This is a genomic window from Pseudomonas sp. BO3-4 (genome assembly GCF_034044115.1).
Classification (GTDB): Bacteria; Pseudomonadota; Gammaproteobacteria; order Pseudomonadales; family Pseudomonadaceae; genus Aquipseudomonas; species Aquipseudomonas alloputida.
The window spans coordinates 3,146,160-3,172,900 of the sequence record NZ_CP139018.1 but is presented as its reverse complement, the minus strand read 5'-3'; the positions used below and the strand labels follow the sequence as shown (position 1 = coordinate 3,172,900).

General features: G+C 60.6%; 18 protein-coding genes and 1 pseudogene. 15 read left to right on the top strand and 4 right to left on the bottom strand.

The features are described from left to right. Positions 1 to 115: 115 nt before the first annotated feature. From REH59_RS14770 to REH59_RS14750, 5 genes are all read left to right on the top strand, one after another. On the top strand, positions 116 to 1,624 hold the full coding sequence (locus tag REH59_RS14770) for an efflux transporter outer membrane subunit (RefSeq protein ID WP_121783475.1): 1,509 nt from the start codon (positions 116 to 118) through the stop codon (positions 1,622 to 1,624). Continuing rightward, positions 1,621 to 2,829: an efflux RND transporter periplasmic adaptor subunit gene (locus tag REH59_RS14765; RefSeq protein WP_320450316.1), complete on the top strand. Its 1,209-nt coding sequence runs from the start codon at positions 1,621 to 1,623 to the stop codon at positions 2,827 to 2,829. Before REH59_RS14770 ends, REH59_RS14765 begins: the two co-directional genes overlap by 4 nt. Positions 2,830 to 3,424: 595 nt before the next feature. After that, on the top strand, positions 3,425 to 4,369 hold the full coding sequence (folE2, locus tag REH59_RS14760) for a GTP cyclohydrolase FolE2 (RefSeq protein WP_128573883.1): 945 nt from the start codon (positions 3,425 to 3,427) through the stop codon (positions 4,367 to 4,369). 310 nt (positions 4,370 to 4,679) lie between these two features. Further along, a complete protein-coding gene (locus tag REH59_RS14755) occupies positions 4,680 to 6,770 on the top strand; it encodes a TonB-dependent siderophore receptor (RefSeq protein ID WP_320450315.1) in 2,091 nt (696 codons plus the stop codon). 14 nt (positions 6,771 to 6,784) lie between these two features. Continuing rightward, positions 6,785 to 7,507, top strand: a complete 723-nt coding sequence (locus REH59_RS14750) for a DUF4198 domain-containing protein (protein ID WP_014861866.1) — start codon at positions 6,785 to 6,787, stop codon at positions 7,505 to 7,507. A gap of 202 nt (positions 7,508 to 7,709) precedes the next feature. On the opposite strand, the gene REH59_RS14745 is transcribed toward REH59_RS14750, so the two are convergent. Together REH59_RS14745 and REH59_RS14740 are read right to left on the bottom strand one after the other, a co-directional pair. Continuing rightward, positions 7,710 to 9,026: a cation:dicarboxylate symporter family transporter gene (locus REH59_RS14745; RefSeq protein ID WP_128573882.1), complete on the bottom strand. Its 1,317-nt coding sequence runs from the start codon at positions 9,024 to 9,026 to the stop codon at positions 7,710 to 7,712. 158 nt (positions 9,027 to 9,184) lie between these two features. Further along, positions 9,185 to 9,598: a VOC family protein gene (locus tag REH59_RS14740; protein ID WP_014756856.1), complete on the bottom strand. Its 414-nt coding sequence runs from the start codon at positions 9,596 to 9,598 to the stop codon at positions 9,185 to 9,187. Positions 9,599 to 9,699: 101 nt separating this feature from the next. On the opposite strand from REH59_RS14740, the gene REH59_RS14735 reads away from it, so the two are divergent. The 8 genes and pseudogenes from REH59_RS14735 (at position 9,700) to REH59_RS14700 (ending at position 19,489) form a co-directional block, all read left to right on the top strand. Continuing rightward, positions 9,700 to 10,593: a LysR family transcriptional regulator gene (locus REH59_RS14735; protein ID WP_004374880.1), complete on the top strand. Its 894-nt coding sequence runs from the start codon at positions 9,700 to 9,702 to the stop codon at positions 10,591 to 10,593. Positions 10,594 to 10,995: 402 nt separating this feature from the next. Continuing rightward, the gene (locus REH59_RS14730) at positions 10,996 to 11,385 is read left to right on the top strand and encodes a DUF2946 family protein (RefSeq protein ID WP_014861864.1); all 390 of its coding nucleotides are present in this window, start codon (positions 10,996 to 10,998) and stop codon (positions 11,383 to 11,385) included. 71 nt (positions 11,386 to 11,456) lie between these two features. Then, the gene (locus tag REH59_RS14725; protein ID WP_320450314.1) at positions 11,457 to 13,610 is read left to right on the top strand and encodes a TonB-dependent receptor; all 2,154 of its coding nucleotides are present in this window, start codon (positions 11,457 to 11,459) and stop codon (positions 13,608 to 13,610) included. Positions 13,611 to 13,670: 60 nt separating this feature from the next. After that, positions 13,671 to 13,790 (top strand): annotated as a pseudogene (locus REH59_RS14720) (hypothetical protein); the annotation flags it as partial. 194 nt (positions 13,791 to 13,984) lie between these two features. Then, positions 13,985 to 14,392 carry a DUF2946 family protein gene (locus REH59_RS14715; protein WP_004374888.1) on the top strand — a complete coding sequence of 136 codons (408 nt, stop codon included), beginning with the start codon at positions 13,985 to 13,987 and terminating at the stop codon, positions 14,390 to 14,392. 81 nt (positions 14,393 to 14,473) lie between these two features. Further along, entirely contained in the window at positions 14,474 to 16,525 is a 2,052-nt protein-coding gene (locus REH59_RS14710; protein WP_014861861.1) for a TonB-dependent receptor, read from the top strand. Positions 16,526 to 17,002: 477 nt separating this feature from the next. After that, the gene (locus REH59_RS14705; protein ID WP_014861859.1) at positions 17,003 to 18,061 is read left to right on the top strand and encodes a GGDEF domain-containing protein; all 1,059 of its coding nucleotides are present in this window, start codon (positions 17,003 to 17,005) and stop codon (positions 18,059 to 18,061) included. Between the two features lie 303 nt (positions 18,062 to 18,364). After that, a complete protein-coding gene (locus REH59_RS14700) occupies positions 18,365 to 19,489 on the top strand; it encodes a mechanosensitive ion channel family protein (protein ID WP_014756865.1) in 1,125 nt (374 codons plus the stop codon). 78 nt (positions 19,490 to 19,567) lie between these two features. On the opposite strand, the gene REH59_RS14695 is transcribed toward REH59_RS14700, so the two are convergent. Further along, complete coding sequence (locus REH59_RS14695; protein ID WP_320450313.1) at positions 19,568 to 22,615, bottom strand: aminotransferase class III-fold pyridoxal phosphate-dependent enzyme; 3,048 nt, start codon at positions 22,613 to 22,615, stop codon at positions 19,568 to 19,570. 143 nt (positions 22,616 to 22,758) lie between these two features. Here REH59_RS14695 and REH59_RS14690 point away from each other — a divergent pair, with 143 nt between their 5' ends. After that, positions 22,759 to 23,199 carry an Lrp/AsnC family transcriptional regulator gene (locus REH59_RS14690; protein WP_004374903.1) on the top strand — a complete coding sequence of 147 codons (441 nt, stop codon included), beginning with the start codon at positions 22,759 to 22,761 and terminating at the stop codon, positions 23,197 to 23,199. A 40-nt stretch (positions 23,200 to 23,239) separates the two neighbouring features. On the opposite strand, the gene REH59_RS14685 is transcribed toward REH59_RS14690, so the two are convergent. After that, positions 23,240 to 23,857: a dTMP kinase gene (locus tag REH59_RS14685; protein WP_010954238.1), complete on the bottom strand. Its 618-nt coding sequence runs from the start codon at positions 23,855 to 23,857 to the stop codon at positions 23,240 to 23,242. Between the two features lie 226 nt (positions 23,858 to 24,083). Between REH59_RS14685 and REH59_RS14680 the strand changes: the two genes are divergently transcribed. Then, positions 24,084 to 26,627: an HWE histidine kinase domain-containing protein gene (locus tag REH59_RS14680; protein WP_014861855.1), complete on the top strand. Its 2,544-nt coding sequence runs from the start codon at positions 24,084 to 24,086 to the stop codon at positions 26,625 to 26,627. The last annotated feature ends 114 nt before the right edge of the window (positions 26,628 to 26,741 follow it).

Below are 26,741 nucleotides of genomic sequence, written 5' to 3'. Positions count from 1 at the left end.
GGAGGTGCCGATGCTTTTTTACGCCCATAACGACACTGCCAGTGTTTATAGGTTTTTTCATCCACCACTTACGCCGACAGGCGCAGGCCTCCTTTTAGCGTCAGAGAATCCCGTCATGAACACCAGAAAACACCAGGCTAGTGCAAGGGTTGCAGCCACCTTGCACCCCAGCAAGTACATCTCGGTTGCCCTACTATTAGGCGCGCTCTCCGGCTGTGCATTCAGTGACCTGACAACCAGCGCCCATATGAGTGAGCCACTAGGCATGGAGCAAACCCTCGCCGACAGTGACCTCACGTTGTCGGCTGCTGCGTGGCCAAGCGAAACCTGGTGGACGAGTTATAACGACGCGCAGCTGAATGAGTTGGTCGCGCAAGCGCTGTCCGGTAGCCCCACGCTGCGTGCCGCGGCCGCGCGCGTGCATCAGGCCAATGCGCTTGAAGACATACAGGGGGCATCGTTGCTGCCTAATGCCGAAGTGGGCGTGAGTGTTACTCGCGAACGCTTTAGCTCGAACGGCACAACGCCGGCGCCGGCAAAAGGAACTTGGCAGAACGTCCATCAGGGGACGTTCAATCTGAGCTATGAACTGGACTTCTGGGGTAAAAACCGCGAAGCAGTGCAAGCTGCAGTCGGGCGCCGTCATGCTTTGGAGGTCGACGAGCGCGCTGCAGCACTCATGCTCTCCACTTCAGTGGTGCAGACCTACATCGCCTTGCAGGACAACTATGAACAACTCGATCTGGCTCAAGCACTGCTGGATCAGCAGGAGCAGATCGAGAAATTGACCCAGCAGCGGTTCGAAGCGGAACTGGGTACGCAGATCGACATCAAGCAATCTCAAGCGGCGCTTCCTGCCAGCCGGGCGAACATCGCTGCGCTGAGGGAGGTGATCGAGCTCAACCAGAACAAACTGGCTTCGCTTTTGGGTAAAGGGCCGGACCGTGGTCGAACGATCACACGGCCACGCATGCGTGCAAGCAGCACCGTGACCCTTCCAACCATTCTTCCTGCGGAGCTTATCGGCCATCGACCCGATGTCGTAGCCCAGCGCTGGCGAGTAGAGGCGTCAGGGCATGAGATCGAAGTCGCCAAGGCGCGTTTTTATCCCAATGTGAACCTTACATCGTTCATTGGCATGCAGAGCCTTGCATTCGACACCTTCAACGACCACAGCAGTCGCATCCTCGGGGTGTCCCCTGCTATCAGTCTGCCAATTTTTGAAGGGGGCCGCCTGCGTGGCAACCTGGATGCACAGAATGCAGCCTACGACCTCGCTGTTGAGAACTACAACCAGACCGTCATCGATGCGCTGCGAGACATTGCTGATCAAATTGCTTCCCTGCGTTGGCTGAAGGAACGCCTGGCTCAACAAAATGAGGCTGTCGCTACGGCACAAGCGGCCTCGGACTTGGTGAATAGTCGCTACGCGGCAGGTTTGGCCACTTACCTGCAGGTCCTTGCCACACAAAACGCCACGCTGGCCGAAAAACGACAACTCGTCACTTTGCAGTCTCGCGCACTTTCGTTGCAGGCGAACCTCAGCCGAGCACTGGGGGGCGGATATAGCCCTCAAATTCAACCTGATGCCGACGTCACCTCCACAGCAGCCAAAAAATCATGACCAGTAAAACACCTGCATCCGCTTCCCCAGAGCAAGCTAAACCCTCCCGTTCCCCGCAGCTGCTGTTGGCGCTGGCCATCGTGCTGCTGTTAGTAGCGCTGGGTATCTGGTACGCGACCCGTATGGGCGCGGAGTCTACCGATGATGCCTACGTCGAGGGCAATATCGTCCAGGTCACCTCTCAAGTCAGTGGCACGGTGACGGTCATCAATGGCGACAACACGGATTATGTTGCCGCTCATAGCCCGCTGGTAACACTGAATCCTGTAGATGCCGAAATCCAGTTCGAGCGTGCCAAGTCGAACCTCGCGCGGGCGGTACGTCAGGCGCGCACTCAGTACTATCAGGTCCAACAACTGGAAGCCGAGGTCAGCCAACGCAAGAACGACGTCCGTAAGGCACAGGACGATGTGCGGCGACGCAATCAGCTAGCGTCCAGCGGTGCCGTATCCCGGGAAGAAATCAGCCATGCTGAGGAAGTTTTGAAAAACGCTGTGGCTGGCCTTGAGGGAACCCAGCACGCCCTGGCGGTGCGCCTGGCCATGGTCGATAACACCACGCTGCGCACACACCCTGAGGTGCTTGTGGCCGCGAGTAATTTGCGCGATGCCTACATCGCGCTGCACCGCACGCAGATCAGCTCGCCAGTCAGCGGGCTCATTACCAAACGGAGTGTACAGGTAGGCCAACGGATCAACCCCGGTGTGGCATTGATGTCCGTGGTACCGGTCGACCAGGTCTGGGTCAATGCCAACTTCAAAGAGTCTCAGATTGAAGACTTGCGCATTGGCCAACCCGTCGAGCTTCGCGCCGACGCTTACAGTCGTGACACCGTCTTTCACGGCACGATCGTAGGGTTGGACGCCGGCACAGGTAGCGCTTTTTCCCTGATGCCTGCGCAGAACGCAACGGGCAACTGGATCAAGGTGACCCAACGCGTCCCCGTGCGCATAGCCCTGGATGCCAAGGAAGTAGAGCGCCATCCGCTGCGTCTCGGCCTGTCCATGCGGGTATCGGTTGATACAAGCGACCAGACCGGCGCTGTGTTGAACACGACCAGCCCTACCCGTCCCGCCTACAGTACTTCCATTTTCGACAACGAACTCAAAGACGCCAATCAAGGACATAGTACAACAGTGTACGAGGCCAACCATCGCAATACCGAAAACCGGATTTACGTGAACTATTCGGTTCCAATTTTCTGAAAGCCCCACTGACAAAGCAATGCAGTGAAAGGACTATCAGGCTCTGTATGAAAAGCCTTGATACTCATAGCGGAAGCGCTTCAAAGGCCCGTAGGCGATGGACAGGGCCTTTTTTGTGCACTTTTGTCGTTGGCTCAAACGCGAGGAAATGCCCATGAATGCCGATGACCTTCCTTGAGCATCGGCCCCCTGTGACATTCCTGCACATGGGAATTGCCCGAGCGACTACGTTTCAGCTCGCCCCGGGCAACGCGTTCCAGGTCAGCGTCGATCTTGTCCAGCAGTTTTCTCCCACTCCAGCAGCCACACGCGAAGCGGCTTCCTGCCTTTGCCTGCTCAAGAGCACGGACATGATTTGCAATCTGATATTAATGTTATGTTATAACTAACTACATTAACCGTTATCGTTAGCTCGACTGCGAACCATCCATGGCCGGCAACCGGTCCCAGGCCGGGCCCGTCGCGCGCTTCTGACCGATGAGGAAAGGGCCCAGGGACCGGAAGGCTGGATGAAGCTGACCAACCCCTTCCCCGGCTGGAACTGATTCAAACGCCTTGCTGCCACGTGCAAGGCTCCCACCACTGGATATACATGATGAGCTCAGCATTACCCGACGTTTCCGTCACCGACCTGGCCCCCAGCCTCAGCCCGCTGCAATGGGTCGGCATGCAGGGTATCGACCTGCCGGTAAGGATCCAAGAACCGACCTACCAGCGTGAGCTACACGCCCGGGCGGATGTCCAGGTCGACCTGCCGGCACCGCACGTCAAAGGCATTCACATGTCCAGGCTGTATCGCCTGCTGGACGCCTGGGGGCAGGCTGCGGCGGTGTCGCCGGCAAGTCTCTTTGCGCTGTTGCAGGAGATGATCGACAGCCATCAGGATTGCGAAAGCCGCAATGCCAGGTTGCGCCTGGATTTCGACTTGTTGGTTCGCCGCCCTGCGCTGGTGACCGAGGGCCTCTCTGGCTGGAAGTCGTACCCGGTTCACGTGCTCGCCACGAAGGTCGGCGGGGCACTGACCCTGAGTATCGAGGTCAGGATCGGCTACTCCTCGACCTGCCCGTGCTCGGCCGCTCTCTCCCGACAATTGATTGAGGACGGCTTCCTGCGAACCTTCAAGGACCAACCGCTGCTCGAAGCCAGCGCTGTCGCGCAGTGGCTGCGCAGCAACGCGTCGCTGGCGACGCCACATAGCCAACGCAGCGAAGCTCGAGTGCGCGTCACGGTACCTTCCGATGCCCCGGATCTCGGGTTGCTGGCCCTGATCGACCAAGTCGAAGGCGCTTTGCGCACGCCGGTTCAGACGGCCGTAAAACGGGCTGACGAACAGGCTTTCGCAGCGCTCAACGGGCAGAACCTGATGTTCGTCGAAGACGCTGCGCGGCGTATTCAGGCAAGCCTGCGCGGTTACCGCGATAGCCAAGTGCACGTTCGCCACCTGGAAAGCCTGCACCCGCACGATGCCTCGGCCTGGTCCGCCCCGCAGGCATCTGGGCCTGACCAACAAGAATCATTTGCAACCGGTAATGAGCGCTAACCACTGGTGTTACGTTATTACATCTAATAACATGCGCATCCCAACACATGAACATTCTCTCATCAGGATTCATTTGTCAGGCCTGACGCAAGACGGGCCGCTCTACTCGCAAGGGTTTCTTGTCATCTGTGATGCAGCACCGCCCGAAGCAGCGCGCGGCATCGATGTTGGCATCGAGTGCAGCCTGCACAGCCCACACCGTCGAGCCTGATGGTGTATCCGTTGTGATCCCCTTCGAGCTCGTGGACAGTGCCCAAGTCAGGACGTACCCAAAATTGCAACGTTATAGCGTGAAAAACGGAGACTTTACGTGAACCCTCGTGCACCCCTTCTGGCCGGCCTGACGCTGGGCTTGTTCGGCCAGCCGATTTCAGCGGCACAACCCTTGCTGCTGAACGAAACCTCCATCACCGACGCCTACCTCGAAGAACGCGCCGACGGGCCGGTGCAAGGCTATCGTGCCAACCGCTCTGCCACCGCCACCCGCACCGATACCGACCTGCGCGACACACCGCAGAGTATCGACGTCGTGCCCGCGCAGGTGATCAAGGACCTCAACACCACCCGCATCGACCGCGCCCTGGACTTTGCTGGCGGCGTGTCGCGGCAGAACAACTTCGGCGGCCTGACTTTCCTCAACTACAGTGTGCGCGGCTTCACCACGGGCGAGCTGTACAAGAACGGTTTCGCCATCAACCGCGGCAGCTACAGCGCGCCGGACACGTCGAACATCGAACGCATCGAAGTGCTCAAAGGCCCGGCTGCCAGCCTGTACGGCCGTGGCGACCCTGGCGGGCTGGTCAACATCGTCACCAAGCGCCCCCAGGCCGAAGCCTTCAGTACGCTCACGCTCAGCGCAGGCAGCTGGGACCGCTACCGCACCGCCCTGGACGCCAACTCGCCGCTGGACAGCGAGGGGAATCTGCTGGGCCGGATCAACCTCGCCGTCGAAGACAACGACAGCTTCCGCGATCATGTCGGCAGCGAGCGCCGTATCGTCAGCCCCTCCCTGAGCTGGCAACTGTCACCCGACACCCGACTGATGATCGACACCGAGTTCTCCCGAACCGAGTCGGTGTTCGACCGCGGCATTCCGGCGGTCAACGGTGAAATGGGGTCGGTCAAGCGCTCGACCTTCCTTGGCGAGCCGAATGACGGCGAGATCCGCAACGACAACCAGACCCTCGACGTGGCGCTGGAACACGTGCTCAACGATAACTGGAAGCTTCGCCTGGCCAACCACTACACCCAGGGCACGCTCAAGGGCAACAGCTCCGAGCCCCAGGCCCTGGTGGGCACCACCATCACGCGCTTCTATCGCGAACGCGACTTCGAATGGAACGACAACATCACCCAGGCCGAGCTGCACGGGCAGTTCGAGCTGGGTGGCTGGCAGCATCAGACCCTGGTCGGGCTGGAGTACGAAAACTACCGCAACAGCCAGAAGTACCCGCAAAGCGCCACCTCCGCAGCGTATGGGCTGGATATCTACAACCCGGTATACGGCAAGCCGAAGCCGGCCATCACCCGTGCCAACGACTTCTTCGAGCACACTGAAAGCTATGCGATCAACCTGCAAGACCAGATCGCCTTCACCGAGCGCTTGCGCGGGTTGCTGGGCGTACGCCTGGAGCGCTTCGAGCAGACCTCGCAGAACCGCACCACGGGTCTCAGCAACAGCCAGGAAAAGGACGTTGCCACACCGCGCATCGGGGTGTTGTACCAACTGACCCCGCAAGTCGGCGTGTTCGCCAACGCATCCACTTCGTTCAAACCCAACACCATCGGCACCCAGGGCCAGGTGTACAAGCCTGAAAAGGGCTTGGGTTACGAGACCGGGGTCAAGCTCGACCTTCTCGACAGCCGCCTGGGCGCGACCATCGCCCTGTTCCATATCGACAAGGAGAACGTCATCACCACCGACGCCCTTGGCGAGAGCGTGGCGGCGGGCGAAGCGCGCAGCCAAGGCCTGGACCTGCAGTTCAGCGGCCAGCTGACCGACGCGTTGCGAGTGATCGGCGCCTACGCCTACATCGACGCCGAGGTCACCAAAGGCGACGCAGCCCTGCCCAAAGGCAGCGACTTGCTCGGCATCGCCCGTAACAGCGGCAGCCTGATGGGCGTTTACGAATTCCAGGACGGTGCCCTGCGCGGCTCGGATGTGGGCGCGGCGGTGAACTACGTCGGCGAACGCTCCGGCCAGGCCGGCAGCGACTTCACCCTGGACGCCTACAGCACGGTCGACCTGTTGGCGCACTACAAAGCCAGCGAACAGGTCACCGTCGGCCTTAACCTCAACAACCTGTTCGACCGCAAGTACTACGAACGCTCGTACAACAGCGCTTGGGTGCTGCCCGGGGAGCCACGCAACTTCAGTGTAAGCCTGACCCTGAGCCTTTGAACCGAGGAACCATCATGCATCCATCGTTGAAAGTCGCTTCCCTGTTGACCCTGATGGTCAGCGTCAACGCAGGCGCCCACGGTCTGTGGACCGAGGAGCGACGTGGCAATATCGAGGCCGTGTACGGCCACGGCGCCGAGGATAACGCCTACAAGGCGGAAAAGATCAAGCGCGCCTGGGCGTTCGACGCGGCCGGGAACATGGTCCCGGTCACGGTCGAGCGCCTGGCGGATCATGCCGTGCTGCAACCACTTACCCCGCCTGCGGCACTTGCCGTGCTGCTGGACAACGGGCCTTGGTCGCAGCGCCCGGACAGGCAATGGGTCAATCAGGATCGCACCCACGTCAAGGATGCGATCGCCTCCACCCACAGCTTGAAGTACAGCCTGGCAATCTACCAGCGCGGTGCTCGCCTGCCGAAACTGGACATGCTGCGTTTGGCGATTATCCCCCTGAGCGACCCTGTGCAAGTCGGGCTAGGCAAGACGCTGGAAGTGCAGGTACTGCTCGATGGCAATCCGGCTGCGGATATCCCGCTGCAGGGCGATTACCGGGGCGCCCCTCATCAGGTCAGCGCCACCACCGACAAGCAAGGGCGGGCACGTATCACCGTACGCAATGAAGGACTCAACATCATCGCGGCCCAGGCTACCCTGCCAATGGCAGACGGCAGCCCCGTGGCCCAGCAGAGCCTGTTCAGTTCACTGACGTTCCTGGGTGAGCCGCACCACGAGTAAACTAAGCGACCTACCTCGGCCGTGACGGCCGAGGTATGGCAGTTGGAGGCGTTCGGAATGAGTGCCTGCAACCAGCATCCGCACCATGACCATTGGCACAAGCCCAGCTGCGGCCACACGGCAATCGAACACGATGGGCATGTCGATTACCTGCATGATGGGCACTTGCATCACATGCAGGGCGATCATGTCGATGAACACACTAGGTCGCGTTTGCCGAGCTCCCAGCGCTAATTGAAGAGGTCAACACTTGCGGGCGCTCCTCGGGCGCTACCACCGGGGCAGCAGGCATCCGGTATTGGTTCTCCCACTTCGCCACAACCAGAGGCGCCAGTGCGTTGCCCAAGACATTCAGCGCCGTGATCGGCATGTCCATCAAGCGATAGACTCCGGCGATGAATGCAATACCTTCCACCGGCAGACCGGCACTGGTCAGCGTAGCGGTCAAGATCACGAACATGGCACCCGGGACGCCGGCTGCGCCCTTGGAGGTCAGCACCATGATGATGATCAGCATCACCTGGTCAGCCAAGCTCAGGGGAATTTCATACAGCTGCGCGATGAACAGCGTGCCGATGCCCACGAACAGCGATGCGCCATCCAGATTGAAGGAATAACCCGTAGGAATAACCAACGTAGCAATCGAACGCGGCGCACCGTAGGCCTCGACCTTTTCAATCAGCTGGGGCATGACAGTCGCCGAGGCGGCAGTACTGAACGCCAGGATCAACTCATCCTTGATCGCCTTGATCAGGTCGAAGATGTTGATCCCTGCAACCTTCGCGATGCCGCCCAGCACGACCACGCCGAACAGAATGACCGCGACGTAGGTGACGGCAATCAGTTTTGCCAGAGGCAGCAACGCGGAAAGCCCGAAGTTGGCTACCGTCACGCCGATCAGGCCAAAGATCCCGATGGGTGAGTAGTGCATCACGATATGCGTCACCTTGAACATCGTCGCGGAAATGGCATTGACTACCGCGATCAACGGCATTTTCTTCTCTTTGTCCAGAGCACTTAGCCCAAAGCCGAACATGACCGAGAAGAACAGGACAGGCAACAGCTTTCCTTGCGCCATTGCACCGACGATATTGTCCGGGATGATATTGAGGATGACTTGAGCAAACCCTGTGCTCTCCGAGGTAGAGGGAAGCGAGAGCGATTGGGTGTTTGTCAGCGTCGTCAAGTTGGCACCTACGCCTGGCTGCGCAAGATTGCCAACCAGCAGGCCACACACAATTGCGATGCTGGTCACGACAAAGAAGTAGAACAAGGCTTTCACCCCTACCCGCCCTATCGCCTTGCTATCACCATTGCCTGCAATCGCGCCGACCATGCACGCGAATACAAGGGGTATGACAATCATCTTCATCATCTTGATGAAAATATCGCCGACGGGTTGCAAAAAACTGCTGATTATCCAGGCTTTATACTCGGGAAAGAAATTGAGAAGTGCCCCCACTACAACCCCGAACACAAGACCTACAATAATTCTAGTCACCAGACTAGTCTTCGCCATACGTCCTCCAGTTATTATAATTTGGACTGTACATTGGCCGGCAAAAATGCCAAACACATCGTTGGAGCCTATTATTTTTATTGAGTGGCCACTCATCGATACACGCCTCTTATCTCACGCAGACAAAGCGGGAGGCGCGTCCCGAAGGTTTATGCCAATCAGCTGGCAAATACACCTTCAAAGTCCTTGAACCCTTTAATCTCGATCGGGTTGCCACTGGGGTCCAGGAAAAACATCGTTCGCTGCTCCCCAGGTTGGCCCGGGAATCGTACAACCGGCGGTATGTCGAACTGCACGCCATGAAGCGCCAGGCGGTCTGCCATCGCGAACCAGTCATCCAGATGCAGCACCAAGCCGATATGCGGCATCAGCACTTCATGGTCGCCGACTTTACCGGTACGGGTAGTTGGAAAAGGAACACCTTTGTGAAGCGAAATCTGATGACCGAAGAAATCGTAATCCACATAAGTTTCACTCGCACGGCCTTCTTTGCAGCCGAGAATGTTACCGTAGAAGTTACGAGACGTTTCGAGATCTGTGACGTGGTACGAAACATGAAATAACGATTTCATAACTAACCTCTTTGCTTCGTGATAGAACTTTTGGGGAGGTTAGCGTAGCCTCGCGCACGTGCTAAAGCGCATTTTTCCATCTCTCAGCGAAAGGAAATGTTTTGGACACTCGATTTCTCGAAAGCCTGATGGCGGTGATAGAAACTGGCTCGATTGCAGCGGCTGCTCGACGGGAAAACCTGACCGCACCTGCAGTCAGCCAACGTATACAAGCACTCGAGAAATCGCTGGCGTGCGAACTCCTGAACCGAAGCGCACACGCTGTCGAACCTACCGAGAAATGCCTGTCGTTGCTGCCGAAAATTCGAGATCTGATCCAGGGGGCAGCAGAGCTGAAAGAGGATCTGGACACCAGTAGCCTGTCCGGGTACCTCAAGATCGGCGCGATTTCTACAGCGTTGACAGGCCTATTGCCGGAGGCCATGAATCAGCTATCAAGTATTGCCCCGCAACTGAGGCTACGCATCACGCCAGGGGACTCGCGCAGTCTTTACGAACAAGTAGCCTGCGGAGAGCTCGATGCGGGAATCATGGTATGTCCGCCCTTCACCGTCCCCAAAACCATTCGTGTACAGGTGCTTCGAGAAGAACCCCTGATGCTTTTGACCAAAGACCCGATTGACAAGCGCGACATCCGCTCGACGATTCTTGGTCGAAACCTGATTCGATATGACTCAAATGCCTGGGGTGGGCAGATTGCACAGCAATACTTGAATGACAATAACCTGCAACCCGATGTCCTCTGCAACCTGGATGCGCTAGATGCAATCTACATCATGGTCGCAAAAGGTATGGGGGCCTCCGTCGTCCCGCTATGGGCGGGATTGAAAACTGACGACGTACAGGCAACGCCCGTGTCGGACGCTGACCGCTACATGCGCCAGGTAGTCCTGCTTTACAAGTCCAACCCCAGAAGGCCTAAAGCGGTGGAGGTTTTGAAGGAACAGCTTATGAATAACTGCAGCTTCCCATCGATCACACACGCGCTGCGTTGACTGCCTCAGCCATCATGCTTGAACTGACTCGGGGCCGGATCTCACCACGCCCATACTGGCAACAACAGGAGTGGCGGCCTACCTCTCCGAGGGTGTCGCCCATCTCGTTACCCCTGCGCATTTTAACCCGGCTGCAGCCGGCATGCCGCGCGCTTGTTTGCACACGCGGGCAGTGGACTTGTGCTTTACGAACGCCGCGCTCTTGCTGCCGAACTCATCGGTGAGCACTGAGTCTCGGTGGGCCTGTACATGAAGCCGACATTGCTGCGATAGCCCTCCCCCGACAGTACCCGATTGACTATTCGTGCTTGAAAAATCCCCCCTGTTCAGATGCACCAGAACATGTAGAATCCCTCGCCAACCTCTAAACCTGATCATTCAGTTGTCACGCCGAGTCCTGCAATGAAGCTGGCCCACCACACACGATCACAGGTCGCCTGGGTGCTGTATTTCAGCATCCTGTTCGGCTCGTTGCTGTGCGCCATGGGCCATGGGCAAATGGCCGGGTTGCGCCTGGCTGGCATGGATGATGCCGCCTGGTGCGCGGCCGACAGCAGCGGCATGGTCCAAGGTGAGCAAGACTTCAGCGATCCGAGCCTGCCTGCCGGCGGTGACTGCGTGATCGCCAGCCTGTTCAGCGCCACACTGCTGGCCGTCTTTTTCGGCCTGCTGACCCTGCTCGCCGGCGAGCCGGGCAGCCCTTTACCCAACCAACCGCCGCCACGCCTGCCCAGGCAGCGCTGGCCACTGGTCAATCCCCGCGCCTCTCCCGCTTCGCTTCTCGCGTTCTGACATCGCCACGTCCCCGTGCCGCCTGATCGGCAGCGGGCGTGTGCTCACCGATTTCAGCCAGGAAGCCTTGCATGTTCCGCATGACCACTTTGGCGCTGCTCGTTGGCAGCGCAACCTGTGCCTGGGCGCAGGATGACACCCTGACCCTGCCGGCCAGCAATGTCACGGCCACAGCCAATCAACCCACGGAGGCAACCCGCCTTGACCTTGATCGCCCCATCGAAAGCGGCTCGCGGCTGAACCTGAGCGCCAGGGAGAACCCCGCCTCCGTCAGCGTTGCCGACCGCAAGACCATGGAGCGCATTGGCGCACGTAACTTCCAGGACGCCGCCAATGCACTGCCCGGGGTTAACGCCTCGGCTCCGCCCGGCTGGGGGGGATATGTGGCGTACCGAGGGTTCAACGGTGCCCAGATCAGCCAGTTGTTCAATGGCATCAATTTGCAGTATGGCGGCGCGGCGCGCCCGGTGGGCGCCTGGATCTACGACCGCGTCGAATTGCTCGGCGGGCCCTCCTCCTTCCTCAACGGCAGCGGCGCTGTCGGTGGCAGCCTCAATTTCATCACCCGGCTGGCAAGCCGTGACGAAGACACCTTCGAAGGGCGCGTCAGTTATGCACGCTACGACACCATGGAAACGTCGGTTGCCTTCAACAAGGCGCTGAACACGGGCGACGGCCCACGCCACTATGCACGCCTCGACTACAGCCGCACCAGCACCAACGGCTATATCGATCGCCAGGAGAATGGGGCCGGCAACCTGGCCTTCTCGCTGCTTAGCGACATCAACGACCAGCTCTCGCACACGCTGGCCATCGAGTACCTGGAAGAGCAAGAGGACAGCCCCTACTGGGGCTCACCCGTATTGCAGCCACTGGTCGGTACCTTGCACATCGACAAGCACAACCGTTTCAACAACTACAACGTCGAAGACGGTCGCTACGAGCAGCGCACCCGGTGGCTGCGCTCGATCACCGACTACCGCTTCGACGACAACACCCTACTGCGTAATACCTTCTACCACTACAACGGCCAGCGCGATTACCGCAATCTCGAGGTGTATCGCTACAACGCCGACAACAGCGCCATCGCTCGCTCCGGCGGCTATCGCCAGCGGCACGACCAGGAGGTCAACGGCAACAAGCTGGAGCTGACCCACCAGGGCCAGTTGTTCGGCCTGGCCAGCGACTGGGCGTTCGGCATGGACTACAGCACCAACCAGCAAACCAACTACCCGCTGTCCAAGGGGGCGTTCGACACGGTTGACCCGAATAGCTTCGAACCCGGGCACTTCCTCGATATCCCGGGCATGGACGCGCCCATGACCAAGGGCAGAACCACCACCACCGACACCACCTCGGCCTTCGTCGAGAACCGTACCCGTCTGACCGATCAACTGTCATTGATCACCGCGCTGCGCTACGACCATATCGACTTCGACGTGGTCGACCATGTGGCGCGAGCCAGGCTCGACCGACGCTGGGACGCCATCACCGGGCGCCTGGGCCTGGTCTATGACCTGACTTCCAACGTCAGCCTGTACACCCAATACAGCACCTCGGCCGAACCACCAGGCGGTACCCTGACCAGCGCCTCGATCAGCCAGGTCGGCGACTTCGACCTGAGCACCGGCCGTCAGGTCGAGGTAGGCAGCAAGTTCGACTTCCTCGACGGCCGCGGCTCGGCGACGGCAGCGGCGTATCGCATCGTGCGCAAGGATATCTCCGTGCCCTCCTCGACCGTGCCCAACACCACCGAGCAGGCGGGCCAGCAGACCTCCACCGGCATCGAGCTGGCAGCCTCGTTCAAGGTCACGTCCAAGCTGCTGGCGGCGGGCAACTTCAGTTGGGTGAATGCCGAATACGATGAATTCAACGAAACCATCGGCGGCGTGGTGTACTCGCGCAAGGGTAAGCACCCGGTCAACATCCCCGACCGCGTGGCCAACCTCTGGTTGACCTACGACCTGGCGCCCGGCTGGCAGGTAGGGGCCGATGCCCGCTATGTCTCATCGGTGTACGCCAACACCGCCAACACCGCATGGGTACCGTCGTACACCGTCTACGGGCTGTCCATGACCCACGACCTGGACAAGCACGTGCAAGTCAGCGCGCGGCTGCGCAACCTCACCGACGAGGTGTATGCCCGCTTCATCCACCAGACCAACACCCAGTACTACCTGGGTGAACCGCGCGGCCTGGAAGTCGCTGTGCAGTGGCGCTACTGATGAGCGTGGAGCCAGCTGTACCTGTGGCACCGCTGGCTGGGCATCGTCGCCTGCCTGTTCATGGCGCGGTGGTTCGTCTCTGGGGTTGCCATGCTGTAGGGCGGCTACCCCAAGCTGACACCGACCGAGCGCCTTGCCCACCTGCCGGCTTTGCCGGCGGGGTGCTGCGCCGAGTTGCCCGGCCATTGGGCGCAACAGCCGCTAAAGGCGCTGCGCCTGTTCGCCTGGCTGATGCGGGTGTTCAGGGTGGCCGCCAGCATGCGCAGTCATTTAGCCCTCAGCGTGGTGCACCTGCGACAAAATGGCCTGCCACGCAATGTATACAGCCCGCAACGGATGCGGCTCAATTCGCGCCACGTTCGGTCGGGTGACTCATGCTTTCACGTGCACGTGCACAACTTTGTCTGTTCGCCTGCTTCGCCCTGCTGTTCAACCTGCTGGCGATGCCGCTTGACCGTGCCTTGCAGGCCCCCCGCATCGACAGCCAGTCGTTGATATTTGGCAGCTTCTGCAGCCTGCACGGTGCCCAGAGCCTGCCCAAGTCACTGTTGACCCAGCTCAAGGCAGACCTGCCGCAACTCGACCATTCCCCTGAACCCAAGCATCAGCGTGGTGACTGCTGTTGTGGCCATGCCAGCCATGCCTTGGCAGGCGGTGATTACTACCGCCATCTGTTCCCCCGCTACTGGCCGGCCGACCTTCTACTGGGAGACCGTCATGCCTTGCCGCTGCCACGAGAACAGTGGCCTCGGCTGAATCCCCGCGCCTCACCCCTGGCCTAAACCGTCGCTGCTGTCTTGTGGTCATGGCGTGCGCTGAACGACGCCTGACCTTGCCCGACCGTTTTTGCCAGGAAACCACACATGCCTGCGTCCCGTTGCACCGCACGCGCCGTATTGCCCGTGCTCGCCTTGTTCGGCCTCAACCCACTGTCACTTGCCATCGCTGAAACACTGCCTGCCGAAAACTCGGTACTCACCCTCGGCGCGGTCAATGTGACCGGCACCGACAGCGGCCCCCTGGCCACAACCAGCGTGCTCAGTTCGGTGGATATTCTGGGCGGTGACATCCTCGAGAAGATGCCTGTTGCCTACAGCTGGGAGCTGTTCCGCCGGGCACCGGGGGTGATGCTCACCGAGTTCAACCAAGGCACCACCTCCGGCAAGCTTTCGTTCCGCGGTTTCAATGGCGAAGGCGAAATCAACGCCGTGAAACTGTTGATCGACGGCATTCCCAGCAACACCAATGACGGCAACATGCCCTTCATCGACTCGGTGTTCCCCATGGACATCGACAGCATCGAGGTGGTGCGCGGCACCAGCGACCCGCGCTATGGCCTCAACAACATTGCGGGCAACGTCAACATCAATACCCGTACCGGCGGCAACTACAACAAAGCGCGCATGCGTTATGGCAGCTTCAACACCCGCGAGGTGCAACTGGCCAAGGGCATCGAGACCAGTAACTGGACGCAGAACTACTTCTTCGCCCGCCAGCAGGTCGACGGCTACCGCGACCATGCCGACACCGAACGCTACAGCTTCGGCGGTAAATGGTTCTACACCCCGGACGATGGCAACTACCGCGTGGGCCTGATCGCCCGCCATTACGAGTCCGAAGCGCAGGAGGCCGGCTACCTCACCGAGGAAAACGCCCGCCATCACCCGCGCATGAGCAACGACTACAACGCCACGGACAAGGGCACGCGGCGGATGAACCAGGTCAGCCTGCATTTCGATACCGAACTGGCGCAGACCCTGTCCTGGTCCGCCAGGACCTACGTCAACACCTTTGACGACCGGCGCTGGACCCAGTACTGGAGCAGCAGTTCGCAGCAGGAACGCGACACGTACGAAACCCAGTACGGCGCCATTACCTCGCTCACCTGGCGCCCGCAGGTCGACTGGCTGCATGCCTTCGCCCTGGAAGGCGGCAGCGATATCCAGAAGCAGGAAAACCGCAGCGAACGTTACCGCACGCTCAACCGCGTGCGGCAGGCGCAAACCCGCGACCAGCGTTACGACTTCAACACCGTGGGGGCCTATGTGCAGGCGGAGATCGAACCGGTCGAATCGCTGAAGATTGTCCCGGCGTACCGTGTGGACAGGATCAGCGGTGACTTCACCAACGAGATGACCGGCCTGGATTACGACATCAACGACTACGGCCTGATCAAACAGCCCAAGCTCAGCGTGGTCTATTCACCCTGGAAGGTCGCCAGCGTCTATGCCAATTGGGGCAGAACGTTCCAGGTGGGTACGGGCGCGGCCGCCTACAAAGTACCACCGCGCAACGAAGACCTTTCTCCGTCGATCAACGAAGGCTGGGAAACCGGTGTCAAGTTCACGCCAGCCGGTTGGGTCGATGGCCGCTTCGCCTATTGGCGCCAGGACGCCACGGGCGAGGTCAGCCGCCGTCTGAACGACCCCAGCGGCGAGTCGGACAACGTCGGCGAGACACGCCGCTGGGGCTATGACCTGCAGGTTAACCTGCACCCGGACGCACGCACCGAGATGTGGATGTCCTATTCCTGGCAGTACTCGAAAATCCTTGAGCCCAGCAGTGCCTTGCCAGCCAGCAAAGGCAAGGAAATCGACCACGTGCCGCATCACCTGTGGAACACCGGCATCAGCTACCAGGCCACCCCTGCCCTGCAATTGACGGCCTGGATGAATGGCCAGACCCACTACTACCTGGAACGCGAGAATACCCAGGGCCGGTATGGCGGTTACGTACTCACGAACCTTGGCGCGACGTACAAGGTCACCGAAGCGATGAGTGTCGACCTGCAGTTGAAGAACCTCACCAACCGCTACTATGAGTACGTGTGGTACGACCCGGATGGTGCGGAGGCTTCCCTGCACGCCCCGGGTGACGGTCGTGCGCTGTATGCCGGCGTGACGTTCGACTTCTGAAAGTCTGCACGTTGGTCGGCGCCAGTGGCTCGGGCAACGCCCTCAGTGGCCTTGGCTTGCTCGACCGCTTGTTGGCCGTCGCGATCAATTGGCTTTCGAAGTGCCGGAAAACACGCTATGTTCGTGATTGAACTTGCGAGGGGAAACTGTGCAGCCAAGGCAGCCTTCGATCAAGAAAAGGATCCGCGCAACGACGTGAAATACGGGAAACGTCGCAGGTGCCGTAACCGTGGCGATAAGCTGTGCTGCACTGCCACTACTTACCGCAACGCTTTCTGAATCCAGCAATCGAACAGGGCGAAGGGCATCACATGTGAACGCCAGGAGGCTTTTCCAGGACGCCGTCAAAGTGCCAGAATCCGCTACCGGTCACATGCGGCGGCGCCAGCCATGACAAACCTTGATCCCGGCGATGAAGTAGCCTACTCCGTACGGAGGGATCGGCTTGAACAGCTGTTTGTCCAGTCGGCGCCCGCTGTGCTTGGCAGCTTCCTGGCCGCCGTCATGCTGTGCTGGTTGGGCTGGGAGCGTTTCGACCCGCAAAGGGTCATCGTGTGGATGACGTTATTGGGCCTGTCGACCGGCGTGCGTACCGCCATGTTCTTCGCCTATCTGCGAGCACCGGCCAACCAGCGCACGGCCGAACGCTGGGAGTGGCGTTACTGGGTCACGCTGATGCTGTCGGCGGCTATCTGGGGCTGGGGCGCCTTTGCCGTAATGCCCACCGACGACGCGCTGGGGCAGACGCTGATCATGTTGTTTGCCGTCGGCATGTCTGTCAGCGCGGTGTCGTGTTACTCCTCCTACCGCAACATGACCCTGGTGTCGATGGGCCTGGTCTTGCTGCCTTCTACAGGCTGGCTACTGTTGCAACCTTCTACGCTGCAACAAGGGATAGCCTTGGCGGTGCTGGTGTTCGCCTGGTTCGTGGTCAGCGCGACGCAAAGCCTGTCCTCGGCATTGACGACGGCCTGGCGCCTGAAACACGAAATGCAACGCGCGCATCGGCTTGCCATGGTGGCCTCGTGCACGGACGAACTGACCGGCCTGAACAACCGACGTGCTTTTTTCGACAACGCGTCGGCGCAGCACGCCCAGTGCAGGGATGCGGGTACATTCATGGCCGTGTTGATGCTGGACGTCGACCATTTCAAACAGATCAACGACACGTTCGGGCATGCCGCAGGCGACCAGGTGCTGCAGCGCATCGGTGCAGCGATCAGTGCCAGCCTGCGTGACAACGACATTGCCGGCAGGCTGGGCGGCGAGGAGTTCGCCATCCTGCTGCCCAATACGCCGCCAGACACGGCGATTGAGGTTGCCGAGCGCCTGCGGGCCCTGATAGCCAAACTGCGTGTGAATGATGAACACCCGGTCACCGCAAGCATAGGTTTAGCGTTCGCGAAGGCCCCTGCCACTGAGCTCGGCGCCTTGCTCAGCAGCGCAGACAGCGCCATGTACCTTTCCAAGGTATCGGGCCGTAACCGGGTCACGGTAGCCGAACCGGAGCAGGAGGCATTGCACAAGCAGCACTAGCCCCTCCAAGGAAGTGCTATGCAGGGTCCTGGGCCACGGCGTCACCCGGCGCTCGGCGCAGCGTGCGCACGGAATCGTCGAACAGGTGTAGGTTGGCATGGGCCTGCAGCCGTTGCGGCAAGCGTGCGTTGGCAATCGAACCCCGCAAGTCGTGCCAATGCTGAACAAGTTGTTGCGGTTATTGAAGAAAATCTACCGAGACTGACTCCGTCTGCCCAGCGTGGTGAAATCCGATCGACCTGTTGCGCCTCTTTGACGTCCCAAGAAAGCACCTTGGCAAATCACCCCAGAGGCGAGGTACTCATGAACGACCGCATCATCGCGTTTTTCACCGAAACCACCCTATTCGGCATCTCCATTCTCAATCTGCTGGTGGCGCTGACAGTCGCCACCGTAGTTTTCCTGGTCGCCCGTGCCGCCATCAGTTTCCTGATGCGCCGGGTACGGCGCTGGTCCGAACACGAAGGCCCATTGAGCCAGATAATGGCCAAGGTGCTTTCCGGCACCAGCAACGTTCTGTTGTTGCTGGCCTCATTGCTGGTAGGCCTGAGCATGCTCGACCTGCCCGAGCGCTGGCTGAGCAGGGTCAGCAGCCTGTGGTTCGTGGTCGCTGCCTTGCAGATTGGCCTGTGGGCCAACCGCGCCATCGGCCTGGGCCTGAGCCGCTACTTCGCCCGCCACCGTACCGACGGCCTGAACCAGGGCAGCGCACTGGCAACCCTTTCGGCCTGGGGCGCGCGGGTCCTGCTGTGGTCAGTCGTAGTGCTGGCGATGCTGTCGAACCTGGGGGTGAACATCACCGCCTTCGTCGCCAGCCTTGGCGTGGGTGGCATCGCGGTGGCGCTGGCTGTGCAGAATATCCTTGGCGACCTGTTCGCTTCGTTGTCGATCGCCGTGGACAAGCCGTTCGAGATCGGTGACTTCATCGTCATCGGGCCCCTGGCGGGCACCGTTGAGCACGTTGGCCTCAAAACCACACGCATCCGCAGCCTCGGCGGCGAACAGATCGTCATGGCCAACGCCAGCATGATCAGCAGCACCATCCAGAATTACAAGCGCCTGCAAGAGCGTCGCATCGTGTTCGAGTTCGGGCTTTCCTACGACACGCCCACCGAGGCCGTGAAGAAAGCGCCAGGCATCGTAGAAGACGCCATCAAGGCCCAGGAGCAGGCGCGTTTCGATCGCGCTCACCTGCGCGGCTTCGGCAAAGAGGCGCTGGAGTTCGAGTGTGTCTACATTGTCCGGGACCCAGGCTACAACCTTTACATGGACATTCAGCAGGCGATCAACTTCAGGCTGCTGGAGCGATTCTCGCAAATCGGCGCCAAGTTCGCCGTGCCGGTGCGCGCGATCAAGGTCACGGCATTGCCAGAGGCCGCCGGCCTGCATGGCCAGGCTCGCGAAGGCCTGAGCATCAGGGGCGCTTGATGCTGGCAACCTGCCCGGCTCGCCAGATAGGTCCGCCGCAGGGCGTGCACATGCGCACGCCCTGCCCGCGCTGAAACGCTATTTCAGCGCCGCGATGAAGCTGTCTTTCAGCACCTCGAGAAGGAAGTCCGCATTGGTCCGGCTGAAAATCATCGAAGGGCGCATTTTCAGCACGTTGTCATGCGGGCCTTCGGTGCCGATCAACACGCCGCGCTCCCGGGCACCATCAGCCACTTTTCTGGCCAGGGCCGTGGCTGGCGCCTTCGACTGGCGGTCGGTAACCAGCACGACGCCGAGGAACAGGCCCAACCCGCGCACATCACCAATCACGTCGAATTGCTGCTGAAGCTTGCGCAAACCCTCGAGCAGGTAATGGCCGACATTCAAGGCGTTTTCTTTCAACTGGTCGCGCTCGATTGCATCGAGCACCGCCAGGCCTACCGCGCATGACACTGGGTTACCGGCGAAGGTATTGAAATACTCCATGCCGTTGTTGAAAGCATCGGCAACCTCGCGCGTGGTCACTACCGCCGACATCGGGTGGCCGTTACCTATGGGTTTGCCCATGCTGACGGCATCCGGGACCACGCCCTGGGTCTCGAATGCCCACCAGTGGCTGCCGACCCGGCCAAACCCGACCTGAACCTCATCGGCCAGGCACAGCCCACCTTCGGCACGCACCATGGCGTACACCTCCTCAAGGTAGTGTTCGGGCAAAAACACCTGCCCCGCCACGCTGGGGATCGATTCGGCAATGAAAAACCCGGGGCGCTTGCCTGCCTTGCGCATGGCATCCAGCTGCTCTGCCACCGACTCGGCAAAGCGCTTGCCGTGCGCTTCCACGGGCCAGTGCTCGGGGGCGTAGTAGCTGTCCGGGACCACGGCCTCGTAAACATGCGCCGCCCTGCCCTTGCCCGCCTTGCGCTTGTACTTGTAAGGGCTCAGATCGATCAGTTCCTGAGTGGTGCCGTGGTAGGCCCAGTCCAGCACGATCGCCTGATCACTGCCTGTGTAGTTGCGCGCCATACGCAGCATCAGGCTGTTGGCCTCACTCCCCGAGCAGCCAAAGGACGCTACGCAAAGGCCCTTGGGCAAAGTGCCGGTCAGGCGCTCGGCGTATTCGACGATGTTGTCGTGCAGGTAGCGTGTATTGGTGTTGAGCAGCGCAGCCTGGCGGGTCAGGGCCTCGACCACGTCGGGATGACTATGGCCCAGGTGGCAGACGTTGTTGAAGCAGTCCAGGTAGGCCCGCCCGAAGTTGTCGATCAGCCATACGCCATCACCGCGCACGAACTTGATCGGATCGGTGTACGAAATGGACAGGTTAGGGAGCAGCAGTTCCTTGCGCCTGGTAATGATCTGGGCCTTGGTCATCCCCTGCTGGCTGTAGGTCTCTGGCGGGATACCGGCCAGGGCCGAGGCATCGGGGAACAGGTCGGCCCACGCTTCGCGGTACGCTGGCTCACCCACGCCAATGACCTCGCACGCGCGCAACTGGGTATCGGTGACCAACTGCAGATGCAGGTGGGGAATCCAGCCGCCGTTCTCGTGATCGCTGCCCATGTAACCGACCAGGTCGCCGGCTTCGAGCTTGTCACCGGCCTTCAAACGGCTGAGCGCCTCGTGGGCCATGTGCCCCCACAGTGTCAGAAATGGCGGGCAACCGGGCGGGGTGTGCTCGAGCATCACCAGGCCGCCATAACCCAGCGGGTCTGGCTCAACCTCGACGCTTCTGACGGTGCCGGCAATCGGTGCGTACAACGGCGTACCCGCTGGCATCAGCAAATCTACCCCCACATGCAGGGTCCGGTGCTGCCCCTTGATGAAGCGAGACTCAAAGGCGCTGTCGGTATAGACGGCACGTACCTCGCCCCATGGCCCGATGCCCAGCGGGGCCTTGTGCGCGGCAGAGCATTCATTCCACCACCGCGTCGCATCTGCAGGGCGCTGCTGGGCCGAGGCAATGGTCATCTCATGGCTGGCATCGCCAAACGGCCCGATGACCTTGTCGAGAATGGCGGCTGACGGGCGCACCAGGTCGGCAAACGACTTGTGGTTGTCGGCAATCCAGCGGCGGACTTCCCCCGCACCTTCGATGGCATCGAAACCACAGGCCTTGCGCAAAATGCCGGTGGCCAACCGTGGGTTCATCGAATCGAGCTGTTCCAGTAGACGCCAGGCAGGTGCTTCACTGATCGCCAGGTAGGGGTTGTCGTCGGTCTGGTCCTGCCGGGAAGCGGAGAACGTGACGCTGATGACCAAGCGCATGGCTATCAGGTTGAACAACACATCAAGCTCTTGCGCTTGCAACGGGTACTTCTCATGGAAGCCGGCCACCAGCGCAGCCGCAGCGCCGATCGGGTCGTCCATGTCGAGAATGGCGTAGGCGCTGGCGATTGCGACCTCGGCAATCAGAACGGTGTGCACGGCATCGCCAAAATCGATGAAGCCAGTCACGTTACCGGCCGTTTCGGCATCGACCAGGATGTTCCAGTCGTTGGCATCGTTGTGGATCACCTGGGCCCGAAGGGACGCCAGTTCAGGCTGTACCGTCTGCTCGAACCGGGCGATGAAGCGCTCGGCAACGGCCCGGCGATCAGGGTCCTTGATGCAGTGCAGCCGCGAACGGGAGCGCGCAGCATGGCGTAAGTCCCAGTCCAGGTCGCGGACTGCGCCCGGGTGCATGAAGCCCTGCAGCGCACGGTCAAGTTCACCGAGTGCCTGGCCGAAGTTTCTCATCAGCGCCAGGGAGCGTCTGGCCTTGGCAAGTGGCGTGCCGGCCAGCCAGCTGACCAGGCGCACAGCGTGCTGTTCACCGGTGCTGCTGGCCACAGACGGCAGGTAGTCGCCCGTCACGCTGGCCCGCAGGTGTGGTACGCCCAAATGCGCGCCATGCACGGCCAGGTGATCGAGTAGCGCGGTTTGAAACTCGCTTTCTACCCTGGGCTCGCTGGCATTGACGATTTTCAGTATCCAGCCTGCGTCTACGCCCGTATCCAGCCGGTAATTGCGATCACGTTCCCCATCCAGGGGCGTTGCAGTGCCGGTGACATTGAAGAAATCTTTTGCAAGGCCCTCTGCATCGCTTGCCGAAAACCGAGGTGCCGGGTGGGAAAGGTCTGTCATATCATCAGGTTCCGAGCGCGCTGATTGGTTTTCAATAGCTTGTCATGCGCCGCCGAAACGGACACCCTGCATACGGTCGGGCGCAACAGGCATTATGCCGGTTCCGACCGGCATAATGACGGCAAGCTTATCAAGGGGCTGCAATGCGTGACCTGGACGCTAAAGATCGTGAGATTCTTGAGGTACTTTCGAAGGACGCGCGCATTGCGCTCAAGGCGTTAGCCGGCCGCATAGGCCTTTCCCGAAGTGCCACCACCGAGCGTGTCGCCAACCTTGAACGCAGCGGAGTCATTCGCGGTTATCGCGCTGACATCGGCGAAATAGACGCCAACGTGATACGCGCGATCTTGCTGGTGACGTTGCAGCGTACGCCTGCCATGGGGCTGCTCGACCAGTTGGCAACGGACGCGCGCGTACGGCGGGTTTCGTCGGTGAGCGGTCAGCTTGACCTGGTGGTTGAAGTGGAGACCCGAACGATCGACGACCTCAACCAGGTACGTGACAACGTGGCACGTCACGAATCAGTGGATGACATTACCACGTCGGTAGTCCTGCGCCGTGATATCGACCGCCAGGGCGCCTGATACCTGCAGAGGCAGTAGACAGGCCGTACTTACCCAAGCCTCACAGGTGTCGAAGCACGCCCTGAATCTCGCCTACGACCTGCCGCGTTGCCTCGTCGACGGTCCCTTCATTGCGGCACAGCACCCAGCCTTGCTCCGCAACCGCACGCTCGAACGCCTCGGTACAGGCAACCTGTTCATCCAGGTTATGGATCACCGTACTGCCCAGCCCACGCGTGCGCGCCGCGGCCCTCGCCCATGAGGTTTCAGGCGTTGTGACAACCCCGACATGCAAATCGGGCACTTGCACGTTTCGTTCGAGGTTCAGGCGCAGGATCTTGTCAAACGGCACTGTGCGGCGAAACGCAGCGTCAGAGGGGTACCAGCGGTCAATCAGGATGATGCTGTCAGCGGGCTGCCTGGGCAGTACATGCCGGGAAATCCAGGCTCGGCTTTCAGCGAAGCGTTCGCAAACCTTGAACTCAAGGTCCTGGCAAGGGCTTCTGGAAAGCTGGTTGACCAGGGCCATGGTCTCGCCCCGGTGAGGATCATTCTTTCTTTCGCAAAGGCGGATCACCTTGTTCCCGTCCAGCCGTAACGCTTGAGTGACGGCCTCCAGCAGCGTGGTCTTGCCGGTCCCCTTGGGCCCATCGAAGGAAATAAACAGCGGGCGGTTCATCTTGCAATACCAGTTGGCTCAAGCCCGGGATAAGACCATTGATCGTAGCTGCCTTCAAGCGATTCTCGACGGGAGTACATCCGTACTCCACGCTGTGATCAAAGCATTGCCTTGGGAATGGACCGGCATTGCCCGACCCGCCATCCCCAAGGCGTGCAATGCCTGCTAGGCTGACGGACGATGGCGGACCTGCAGCCCGCCTCCCCTTACCCACAGGCACGGGCCAATGACCTACAACCCCCACGTTAACCTGACCAACTGCGACCGGGAGCCCATCCAGATTCCCGGGAGCATCCAGCCCCATGGCTGCCTGCTGGCCTGTGATGCCTCGGCGACCGTAGTGCTGCGCCATTCGGTCAACGCCCCACAGATGCTGGGTGTAGCAAACGATATCAATGGTCAGAAACTGCACGCGGTGCTGGGTGACGAGGTCACGCATACGCTTCGCAACGCACTTGCCCGTACCCGGGATGCCTCGCGGCCCGCGCTCAGTTTCGGCGTGACGTTGCCCAACGGCGCGGCCGTCGACATCGCCGCCCACTTGTACAAAGGCACGGCAATCCTCGAATTCGAGCCCGCCGGGGCGAGCATCGCCGAACCGATCGAGCTGGCCCGCACGCTGATTGCCCAACTGCGCGAAATCGACCAGACCCACAAGCTGTTCCGCGACGCCGCCCGCTTTGTCAGGGCGGTGCTCGGTTACGACCGGGTGATGATCTACCAGCTGGGAGCCGACGGTGCCGGCAAGGTGGTTGCCGAGTCCAAGCGTAGCGACCTCGAAAGCTTCATGGGCCAGTACTTCCCCGCCTCCGATATCCCCCAGCAGGCCCGCGCGCTCTACCTGCGCAACCCGATCCGGGTAATCTCCGACGCCCAGTTCAATACGGTCGCCATCAACCCGGTGCTCGACCCCTCGGGCGAACCGCTCGACCTGTCCTACGCGCACCTGCGCAGCGTCTCGCCGATCCATTGCGAATACCTGTGCAACATGGGCGTGGGCGCCTCGATGTCGATTTCCGTCATCGTCAATGGCGAGCTGTGGGGAATGATTGCCTGCCATCACTACGCACCGCGCACGCTGGCCATGGGGCAACGTGTGGCCGCCGAGATGTTCGGTGAGTTCTTCTCCCTGCATATCGAGACCCTGCGTAGCCGGCAAAAACTCGAAGCCGCCGTGCGCATCCACAAAGCCCTGGACAGCCTGCTGCGCGACGCCAACCAGGCGGCGGACATTGATGGGTTCTTCCACGCACGCCTGCACCGGTTGATGTCGCTGATTCCCTGCGACGGCATCGGCATGTCGCTGCTAGGCCGCTGGTCGTGCGCAGGGCTGGCGCCGCCCCAAACGGCCGTGCCTGATCTGCTGCGCCTGGCAGACATGGTCAGCGAAGGCCGAATCTGGGCGTCCAATAGCCTGTCGACGGTGCTTCCGTCGGCCCAGGCGTATTTTAATGATGTGTCGGGTGTGCTGATCGTCCCGATGTCGCAACACCCCCGGGATTACTTGATCTTCTTCCGCAAGGAGGTGGTCGAGACACTCGACTGGGCCGGGGACCCGAACAAGACCTATGACAGCGGCGCGTTGGGCGACCGCCTGACGCCCCGCAAGAGCTTCGCCATCTGGAAAGAAACCGTTCACCAGCAGTCGCTACCCTGGACCGAGCAGGACCGCCAGTTTGGCGATGCCATCCGTACCGCTATCGTCGAAGTGGTGCTGCACAACAGCGAACTGCTCGCCAGTGAACGCGCCAAAGCCGACGTGCGCCAGCGCATGCTCAACGAAGAGCTCAACCACAGGGTCAAGAACATCCTGTCGCTGATTGGTGCACTGGTTGCCCATCCGACCCCGGAAAGCCAGACCCTGCAGGACTATGTGGCAACGCTCAAAGGGCGTATCCAGGCCTTGTCGTTGGCCCATGACCAGGTGGTGCGCGGTGACGGTGGCGGGCGCCTGGCGAAGCTGCTGGAGGCCGAGCTTTCTCCCTATCGCACGGCTGCCGACGTGATCGAGTTGCAGGGCCCGAACGTCATCCTCGATGCGCGCGCGTACTCGGTCATGGCCCTGGTGCTGCACGAACTGGCCACCAACGCGGCCAAGTACGGTGCGCTATCGCGGGCTGGCGGCAAGCTTTCGGTGAGCTGGGCAATCGACGCCACCAACGCTTGTGCCATCAGTTGGCGGGAAAGTGGTGGGCCAACGGTACGCCCGCCCAGCCGCAGCGGCTTCGGTACGGTGCTGATCGACCGCAGCATCCCGTTCGACCTGGGTGGCACCAGCGCGGTGGAATATCACCCCGAAGGCCTGCAAGGCTTTTTCAGAATCCCGGCCAAGCACCTTTCCGTAGCCGAAGCGGCAGTAACCGCTCTCCCGGCCACGCCTATGGCCCGTGCAAACGGTGCGTTTGCAGCGCGCTCGGGTTTGTGTGTGCTGATACTCGAGGATCAACTGGTAATTGCAGTAGGCCTGGAGCAAATTCTCAACGATGCGCAAATCGAGGACGTGATCACCGCCAGCTCCGAGGACCAAGCCATGCAACTGCTTGGTAGCCACAAACCGGACGCGGCAATACTGGATGTCAACCTGGGCACCGGAACCTCCATTTCCGTAGCAGATGAACTGGTTCGCCGGCAGGTCCCGTTCCTCTTTGCCACCGGCTATGGCGACGGCATCAGCATTCCCGAGCACTTGCAGCATGTGCCCATCACCCGCAAGCCTTATGACGCCAATGCCATTCTGGCCAGCCTGCAAGGCCTGCTTGAGCTGGGGTGAATGGGGTTCAGAAGCAGCCTTGTATTGCGAAAAGGCCCGTAAAGCCGACACATCACCGTCAGCTATACGGGCCTCTTTGCAGCACCAGGCCGCGCCGGCAAAAAGACGGCGCCG